General features: G+C 72.1%; 8 protein-coding genes and 1 pseudogene. 4 read left to right on the top strand and 5 right to left on the bottom strand.

Going from position 1 to position 7,983, the window contains the following annotated elements:
- Positions 1-526, bottom strand: a 526-nt coding sequence (locus A6Q79_RS15840; protein ID WP_317698735.1) for an SDR family NAD(P)-dependent oxidoreductase, incomplete at its 3' end; no start/stop codon positions are given.
- Between the two features lie 149 nt (positions 527-675).
- On the opposite strand from A6Q79_RS15840, the pseudogene A6Q79_RS15835 reads away from it, so the two are divergent.
- From A6Q79_RS15835 to A6Q79_RS15825, 3 genes and pseudogenes are all read left to right on the top strand, one after another.
- Positions 676-2,053, top strand: a pseudogene (locus A6Q79_RS15835) (acyl-CoA carboxylase subunit beta).
- On the top strand, positions 2,050-2,304 hold the full coding sequence (locus A6Q79_RS15830; RefSeq protein ID WP_067855139.1) for a biotin/lipoyl-binding carrier protein: 255 nt from the start codon (positions 2,050-2,052) through the stop codon (positions 2,302-2,304). The pseudogene A6Q79_RS15835 and the gene A6Q79_RS15830 overlap by 4 nt, the downstream one beginning before the upstream one ends.
- Positions 2,305-2,316: 12 nt before the next feature.
- Positions 2,317-3,033: an acyl-ACP thioesterase domain-containing protein gene (locus A6Q79_RS15825; protein WP_286689783.1), complete on the top strand. Its 717-nt coding sequence runs from the start codon at positions 2,317-2,319 to the stop codon at positions 3,031-3,033.
- Here A6Q79_RS15825 and A6Q79_RS15820 read toward each other — a convergent pair.
- Together A6Q79_RS15820 and A6Q79_RS15815 are read right to left on the bottom strand one after the other, a co-directional pair.
- A complete protein-coding gene (locus A6Q79_RS15820) occupies positions 3,026-3,418 on the bottom strand; it encodes a globin (protein WP_067855145.1) in 393 nt (130 codons plus the stop codon). The two genes, A6Q79_RS15825 and A6Q79_RS15820, sit on opposite strands and share 8 nt — an antisense overlap.
- On the bottom strand, positions 3,415-4,326 hold the full coding sequence (locus A6Q79_RS15815) for a mechanosensitive ion channel family protein (protein ID WP_067855148.1): 912 nt from the start codon (positions 4,324-4,326) through the stop codon (positions 3,415-3,417). The genes A6Q79_RS15820 and A6Q79_RS15815 overlap by 4 nt, the downstream gene beginning before the upstream one ends.
- A 44-nt stretch (positions 4,327-4,370) precedes the next feature.
- Between A6Q79_RS15815 and A6Q79_RS15810 the strand changes: the two genes are divergently transcribed.
- Positions 4,371-4,655 (top strand): hypothetical protein, encoded by a 285-nt coding sequence (locus A6Q79_RS15810; protein ID WP_067855150.1) that lies wholly within the window; start codon positions 4,371-4,373, stop codon positions 4,653-4,655.
- 220 nt (positions 4,656-4,875) lie between these two features.
- Here the strand turns inward: A6Q79_RS15810 and pepN are convergent, their stop codons facing one another.
- Both pepN and A6Q79_RS15800 read right to left on the bottom strand, forming a co-directional pair.
- Positions 4,876-7,392, bottom strand: coding sequence for an aminopeptidase N (pepN, locus tag A6Q79_RS15805; protein WP_286689782.1), 2,517 nt, complete (start codon positions 7,390-7,392; stop codon positions 4,876-4,878).
- A gap of 56 nt (positions 7,393-7,448) precedes the next feature.
- On the bottom strand, positions 7,449-7,983 hold a 535-nt coding region (locus tag A6Q79_RS15800; RefSeq protein WP_317698734.1), incomplete at its 5' end, for a methyltransferase domain-containing protein.

Here is a 7,983-nt window from a genome sequence, read left to right as displayed (position 1 = left end):
TGCCGAACGGGCCGAGCTCGATGCCGAGGGTGCGGGTGAAGCCCTGCACGCCCATCTTGGCGGCGGAGTAGTTGGCCTGGCCGCGGTTGCCCAGCGCCGAGGTCGAGGAAATGTTGACGACCTTGCCGTAGCGCTGCTCGACGAAGTGCTTCTGCGCGGCCTTCGTCATGAGGAACGCACCCTTGAGGTGGACGCCCATCACCATGTCCCAGTCCTGCTCGGTCATCTTGAACAGCAGGTTGTCGCGGATGATGCCGGCATTGTTGACGACGACGGTCGGGCCGCCGAGCTCGGCGGTGATCCGCTCGACGGCGGCGTCGACGGCGGCGGGGTCGGAGACGTCGGCGCCGACCGCGAGGGCCGCGCCACCGGCCGCGGTGATGGCCTCGACGGTGTCGGAGCAGGCGTTCTCGTCGAGGTCGACGACTGCGACGGCCAGGCCGTCGGCGGCCAGGCGCTGGGCCACGGCGGCACCGATGCCTTGGGCGGCGCCAGTGACGAGGGCGGTGCGGCGGTTCTCGCTCATGCAGTTCTCCTGAGGTAAGCGCTTGCTTAGGTCTGGGCTCACGGTAGCGCACGGCGCTCGCCGCGGCCAGGGCCCGACCCGGCCCTCGGTCGTCGCCAGGCGCGGCGCGGCGGCGACGCGCGAGGTGAGTCACAGAAGATGAGGAATCCCTGGGTGCGGCGGCGCAGGCAGGCCGGCCCCACCACCGCGACGTCCTCGCGCAGCGACGGGCGGACCGCACGGCGCGCGTCGAGCCTCGCGGTCGCCGTCAGCACACCGCCCGCGAGCGGGCGCACCTCCTCGTCGACGAGGGCACGTTCGTCGAGATCTCGCCGTTGCGCACGGCGGGTCCCTCCAGCGGCAGTGGCGTCGTCATCGGCTGGGGCCTCGTCGGCGGACGTCCGGTGGTCGTGGCCAGCCACGACGCCGCCGTCGCCTCGGGCGCGATCGGCGCCGTGTTCGCCGAGACCGTCCAGCGGGCGCAGCGCATCGCCATCGACCGCGGCCACCCGATCGTCTACATCAACGACTCCGGGGGAGCGCGGATCCACGACGGCATCCACGCCCTCCACGGGTGCGGCGGCATCTTCGCGAACAACGTGGAGGCCAGCCGGAAGATCCCGCAGATCTCGCTCATCCTCGGCCCCTGCGCAGGTGCCGCCGCGTACTCGCCGGCGCTGACCGACTGGACGATCATGGTCAAGGAGCAGGGACAGATGTTCCTCACCGGCCCCGAGATCGTCCGCGCGGCCACCGGTGAGGACGCGACCGCCGACGAGATCGGCGGCTCGGGCATGCACACCCGCACGAGCGGCGTCGCCCACCTCGAGGTCGACGACGAGCAGGCCGCGCTCGACGCCGCCCGCGGCATCCTCTCCTTCCTGCCCTCGCACGTCGGCGGCGCGCCGGCGCTCGTCGACCCCGTGCCCGCCCGCGCCGAGGCGGTCGCCCGGTTGCCGCACGTCGTGCCCGACAAGTCGAGCATCGTCTTCGACATGCACGAGGTGCTCGACGGTGTCCTCGACGACCGCCCCCGCCTCGAGCTCAGCCCCGGCCATGCCCCGAGCGTGCTGACGGTGCTCGCCCACCTCGACGGCCGTCCGGTGGGCATCGTCGCCAACCAGCCGAAGGCGCGTGGCGGCATCCTCGACGCCAAGGCATCGGTGAAGGCCTCGCGGTTCGTCGACTTCTGCGCCCGCTACGGACTGCCCGTGCTGACCTTCGTCGACGTGCCCGGCTTCCTGCCCGGCACGGTCGAGGAGGGGCGCGGCGTCATCACGCAGGGCGCGACCATGCTGCGCGCGTACGTCGAGGCGCAGTCGCCCGTGCTCACTGTCGTGGTCCGCAAGGCGTACGCTGAAGGACGCCGAGGACCCCGACGCCCTGCGCGACGAGCTCGCCGCCGAGTACCGCGAGAACGTCGCCCGGCCCTACCTCGCCGCCGAGGCGGGCATCCTCGACGACGTGATCGTCCCGGAGGAGACGCGCGACCGCATGGTGCAGGCGCTCGGCGTCCTCGCCCCGCGCGTCGAGGGGGGCCGCGCATGAGCGCCACGACCACCGCGACGGCGAGCGCCGACATCGTCTCCAACGTCTGGAAGCTCGTCACCGAGATCGGCGCGCAGGTGCGCCAGGGCGACGTCCTCGCCGTGCTCGAGTCGATGAAGATGGAGCTGCCCGTGCACGCGCCGGCCACTGGCACCGTGGCGGAGGTGCTCGTCACCGAGGGGCAGATCGTCCAGGAGGGCGACCCCCTCGTCGTCATCGCCACCGCGGACGAGGGGCCGGCTCCCGTCTGAGAGCATGCTCGGGTGACCGAGCCGACCACGCCCCTCGTCCACGACCTGCCGATGCGCTGGGCCGACCTCGACCAGCTGGGCCACGTCAACAACGTCACCTACGTCGACTACGCCGCCGAGGCGCGGGCGGTGCACGTGGCCGACGGCGACCTGCAGGACCGGCGGGCGCGCACCGTGTCGGTGGAGTACCTGCGGCCCCTGCTGCTGAGCAGCACCCCCGTGCGCGTGACGTCGACCGACGACGGCGAGCGCCTGGTGCAGGAGATCGCGCCGGCCACGGCGACGACCCCGTTCGCCCGGGCGACCTGGCACGACGAGCCGCTGCCCGACCTCGGCCTCGGTGCCTCGGGGGAGACCTACGACCTGCGCGTGCGGCAGAGCGACCTGGGCCCCGACGGCGACGCGACGGTCGAGGCGCTCTTCGAGTTCGCCCAGGAGGCGCGCATCGTCTCGGTCGTCCGCGTGGCCGGCACCGCGGGGAGCGGTCGGTACGTGGTCGCGAGGGTCGACGTGCAGCGCGGCGGCCCCTTCACCTGGGGTGCCGCCACCACGCGGGCACGCAGCGTCGTCACGCGCGTCGGACGCTCGTCGTTCACCGTCACCACGCTCTTCGACGACGGGCGCCAGGGTCGTGCCGACGCGGTGCTCGTCGGCTTCGACCTCGAGACCCAGACGTCGCGCGTGCTCGGCGCCGAGGAGCGGGCCGTGCTGGAGGCGCAGCTCAGCTGACGGGCGCGTCGTCGGCGGTGTTCACCATGAACGTCGCCGCGTGCTGCACGTAGGCCCAGAACTGCGCGTCCTGCTCGGGCGTGAGGTCGACCGCGTCGAGGCCGGCGCGGAAGTGGTGCAGCCAGCGGTCGCGGGCGGCCATCGTGACGGCGAACGGCGCGTGGCGCATGCGCAGGCGCGGGTGGCCGCGCGTCTCGCTGTACGTCGTCGGGCCTCCCCAGTACTGCTCGAGGAACAGGGTGAACCGCTCGGCTGCCGGGGCGAGGTCCTCCTCCGGGTACATGGGGCGCAGCAGGGCGTCGGTGGCCACCCCGGCGTAGAAGACGGCGACGATCCGCTCGATGGTCGCGCGGCCGCCGATCTCCTCGTAGAACGTGGTGCTCACGGCGCGGGCCTCTCGAACGGGATGGCGCTCGACGGGATGCGGATGCCGGCCTTGTCGAAGCGACGCTTGACGCGCTGGCGCAGCGTGCGGGCCACGAGCCATTGCTGCAGCGGGGCGGTCTTCAGGACGACGCGCACGACGACGCCGTCCTTGTCGAAGCGCTCCACACCCCACACCTCGGGCTCCTCGATGATGACGCCGGCGAAGCGGTCCTCGCGGTACATCGACTCGGCCTCCTCGGCGAGGATCGACTGCACCTCGTCGAGGTCGGAGTCGTAGTCGACGGTGACGTCGAGGACGGTGCGCGCCCAGTTCTGGCTCTGGTTGCCGACCCGGAGGATCTCGCCGTTGCGGACGTACCAGACGGTGCCGTTGACGTCGCGCAGGCGGGTGACGCGCAGGCCGACGGCCTCGACCGTGCCGCTCGCCTCGCCCAGGTCGACGGAGTCGCCGACGCCGTACTGGTCCTCGAGGATCATCGAGACGCCCGCGAGGTAGTCCTTGACGAGGGTCTGGGCGCCGAAGCCGAGTGCGACGCCGAGGATGCCGGCGCTGGTGAGCAGCGGCGCGATCGGCACGCCGACGACGCCGAGCACCATCACGAACGCGACGCCGGCGATGACGAGGCCGACGATCGAGCTCAGCAGGTCGCCCATGGCCTGGGCACGCTGCTTGCGCCGCTCGCCGGAGCCGGGGCGCAGGTCCGACAGGAGGGCACCGGCGCGGCTGTTGGCGAGCGCGTCCGGCACCTGCCCCTCGCCGGCTCGCTTGACGACCCGACGGATCGCGCGGCGGGTGACCCAGCGGACCACCATCGCCACGAGGAGGATCACGAGGATCTGGGTCCCGCTCTCCATCAGCCGGTCGCCGGTCCAGGCCGACGGCAGGTTCACGTCGAGGCTCAGCATGGTCACCAGCCTACGGGCGGGGCCAGGGACGATACGATGGCCCCATGAAGGCTCCCGCGCGCATCCTCGCCGTCGTCGTCTCCACGCTCGTGGTGCTCGGCACGACCTCTGCCACGGCCTGGGCCGACTCGCCGGCCTCCGAGGCCTGGCCCGCCCCGCCGGAGCGCAGCACGCTCGAGTGGATCCTCCTCGTCGGCGGCGGCACCGTGGGTCTCTTCGTCGTCGTCGCCCTCTTCGGCCTGCTCACGGCGCGCAACAACTACGTGCCCCCGCCGCCGTCCACCGACCTCGAGGTCGCGCCCGGCAACGAGGCTGCGCACCACCACTGACCGACCCTCACCTCGGCCGGCTCGTCCTCGGCGGGCCGGCCGAGGTGCGTCGTGGGGCGGGAGATTCCCAGGTGGACCTGGGAATCTTCGCTAGGCGCGAGAATCTCTGGCCAGGCACGGGAATCTCAGCCAGGCACGGAAAGGTACCCGTGCTTCCCTGAGATTCCCGTGCTCGGTGGAGATTCCCAGGTCGACCTGGGAATCTCCACCCTCAAGGAGCTCAGCTGGCGGCGCGGGCGCGGAGGGCGCGGGCGAGGTCGTCGCGCCCCTCGGACACGTAGCGCTTGGCGGCGGCCGGGGCGTCGGTGGAGCCGAGCCAGGCGTCGACCGCGTCGAGGGTGGCCTGGGTCGGGTTGGCCAGCGGGAAGAGGTAGACGAGCGCGACCTGGCCGATCCAGACGCCCTTGTCCTCGATCACCGTGTCGGCCATCTCGAGGTAGCGCTGGACGAACGGCTCGAGCACGTCGGCCTGGCCCGACACCTGGAACGCCGAGGCGGTCTGGCGGCGGGTCTCGTTGGGCGTCGACGTGTCGACGACCGCCGCCTGCCACGCGGCCTCCTTGGCCTCCGACGAGGGGCGGACGGCGCGGGCCGCGGCGGCCCGCTCGCGGCCGGAGATGGTCTGGTCGCGCTCGAGCTCGGCCGCGATCTCGGCCTCGTCGGCCGCACCGAGACGCGCCAGCGCGGTCACGAGCGTCCACCGCAGGTCGGTGTCGACGTCGAGACCCGGCAGGCCGTCCTCGAGCAGGCCACGCAGCGGCTCGGGCGACGTGGCCGCCGACGCGTAGCCGCGGACGAACGCCAGCTGGTGGTCGCTGCCCGGCTCGGCGGCCTCGGCGAGGGCCCGGACCCCGGCCTCCCAGCGCTCGGCGAGCTCGGGCCGCTTCTCGTCGGACGTGTACAGGTTCACCGCGGACTGGCCCTGGCGCAGCAGCGACGAGACGGCCGTCAGGTCGCTCTCGGAGCCGATGCCCGCGAGCACCAGCGACACGAAGTCCGTCGACGACAGCTCGGCGTCACGCGTCATGTCCCAGGCCGACCCCCAGCAGAGGGCGCGCGGCAGCGACTCCTCGAACGCCATGTCGTGCTCGACCAGCGACGCGAACGACTGCTCGTCGAGCCGGATCTTGGCGTAGGTGAGGTCGTCGTCGTTGAGCAGCACGAGCGCCGGGCGCCGCAGGCCGACCAGCTCGGGGACCTCGGTGCGCTCGCCGCGGACGTCGGTCTCGACCCGCTCGGTGCGCACGAGGCGACCGTCGACGACGTCGTAGAGGCCGATCGCGATGCGGTGGCGACGCAGCGTCGGGTACGCCTCGATCGCGGTCTGCTCGACGGCGAAGGACGTGAACGTGCCGTCGTCGCCGACCTCGGCGTCGGCGCGGAGCGTGTTGACGCCGGACGTCTGCAGCCACTCCTCGGCCCACGACGCCAGCTCGCGGCCCGAGGCCGCCTCCAGCTCGGTCAGGAGGTCCTGCAGCGTGGTGTTGCCGTACGCGTGCTTGGTGAAGTAGGCCCGCAGCCCGGCGAAGAAGTCCTCGACACCCACCCAGGCGACGAGCTGCTTGAGGCTCGACGCGCCCTTGGCGTAGGTGATGCCGTCGAAGTTCGCCTCGACGGCGTGCAGGTCGTAGTTGTCGGCCGCGATGGGGTGCGTGGAGGGCAGCTGGTCCTGGCGGTAGGCCCAGTTCTTGCGGTTGTTCGTGAAGCCCGTCCACGCGTCGGTGAAGCGCGTGGCCTCGACCGAGGAGTGGTGCGCCGCGAACTCCGCGAACGACTCGTTCAGCCACAGGTCGTCCCACCACTTCATGGTCACGAGGTCGCCGAACCACATGTGCGCCATCTCGTGCAGGATCGTGTTCGCGCGCTGCTCGTAGGCGGCCACCGTCTGGCGGCTGCGGAAGATCATCTCGTCGCGGAAGGTCACGCAGCCGGCGTTCTCCATCGCGCCCATGTTGTACTCCGGCACGAACAGCTGGTCGTACTTCACGAAGGGGTACGCCATCTGGAACGCGTTCTCGAAGAACGCGAAGCCCTGCTTGGTGACGAGGAGGATGTCGTCGGCGTCGAGGTGCTCGACGAGCGACTGACGGCACCAGACGCCCAGCGGGATGTCGCCGTACTCGCCGGAGTAGACGTCGGTGACGCCGTGGTACTCCCCGGCCACGAGGGCGGTGATGTAGGTGGACATGGTCTTCGTGGTCTCGAAGACGCGCGTGCTGACGCCGCCGTCGCCGTCGACCGTCTCCGCGACCGGGGCGTTGGACACGACGGCCCAGTGGCTCGGCGCGGTCACGCGGAAGTCGAAGGTGGCCTTGAGGTCGGGCTGCTCGAAGGTGGTGAACACACGGCGTGCGTCGGGCACCTCGAACTGGGTGTACAGGTAGACGCGCTCGTCGGCGGGGTCGACGAAGCGGTGCAGCCCCTCGCCGGAGTGGGAGTAGGCGCAGGTGGCCTCGACGCGCAGCTCGTTCTCGGCCTGCAGGTCGGGCAGCGGGATGCGGCTGTCGGCGTAGGTGGCGGGGTCGAGCGAGGTGCCGTTGAGGGTGATCGACGCAATCTCGCCGCCGACGAGGTCGGCGAACGTGGAGGAGCCGGGCACGGCGCCGAACCGCACGGTGGTGACCGACCCGAACCTCTCCGTGCCCTGGGTCAGGTCGAGCTCGACGACGTAGTGGTCGGTCGAGACGACGCTGGCGCGCTCGGTGGCTTCTTCACGGGTCAGGTTCGTTCCGGGCATGGCGCCCACTCTATGCACCGACGGTCGGGCGTGACGCGCCGAATCCCCTCGGGTGCTCAGGCGCGGGTGCCCTCGAAGTACGTGAGTGCGCCGGCGCGGTCGAGCCGCACGTCGACGAGGCCGGCCGCGACGAGCCAGGAGCGCATCTCGGTGCTCCGCACGGGAGGACCGAGCACGCCGAGAGCCCGCCCGATCCGGTGCCCCGGGAGGTACAGCAGGCCGGCGTCGACGCAGAAGGCGCTCCCGACGAGTCGTCCACCGGACCGCAGCACCCGCGCCAGCTCGTGCACCGCGGCCTCGGGGTCGGGGAAGCAGTGCAGCCCGGTCAGGCTCACCACCAGGTCGTACGACGCATCGTCGAAGCCCAGCGCCCCCGCATCGGCGCGCGTGGGGCTGACGAGGTGGTCGACGCCGCGGGCACGTGCGGCGTCCATGGTCCGCGCGAGCATCTCGGGGGCGATGTCGGCGGCCACGTAGGTGACCCGCTGCCCCGACCGCAGGCCCCGGAGCGCGACCCCGCCCCCGCAGGGCAGGTCGAGCACCCGCGAGCCGGCCGGCAGCTCGCTGATCTCGTCGCAGACGGCGTACAGG

The sequence above is a fragment of the Aeromicrobium sp. REDSEA-S32_B7 genome (genome assembly GCF_001626145.1).
Classification (GTDB): domain Bacteria; phylum Actinomycetota; class Actinomycetes; order Propionibacteriales; family Nocardioidaceae; genus Aeromicrobium; species Aeromicrobium erythreum.
The sequence above is the reverse complement of the archived record's forward strand: the minus strand, read 5'-3'. Positions and strand labels throughout refer to the sequence as shown.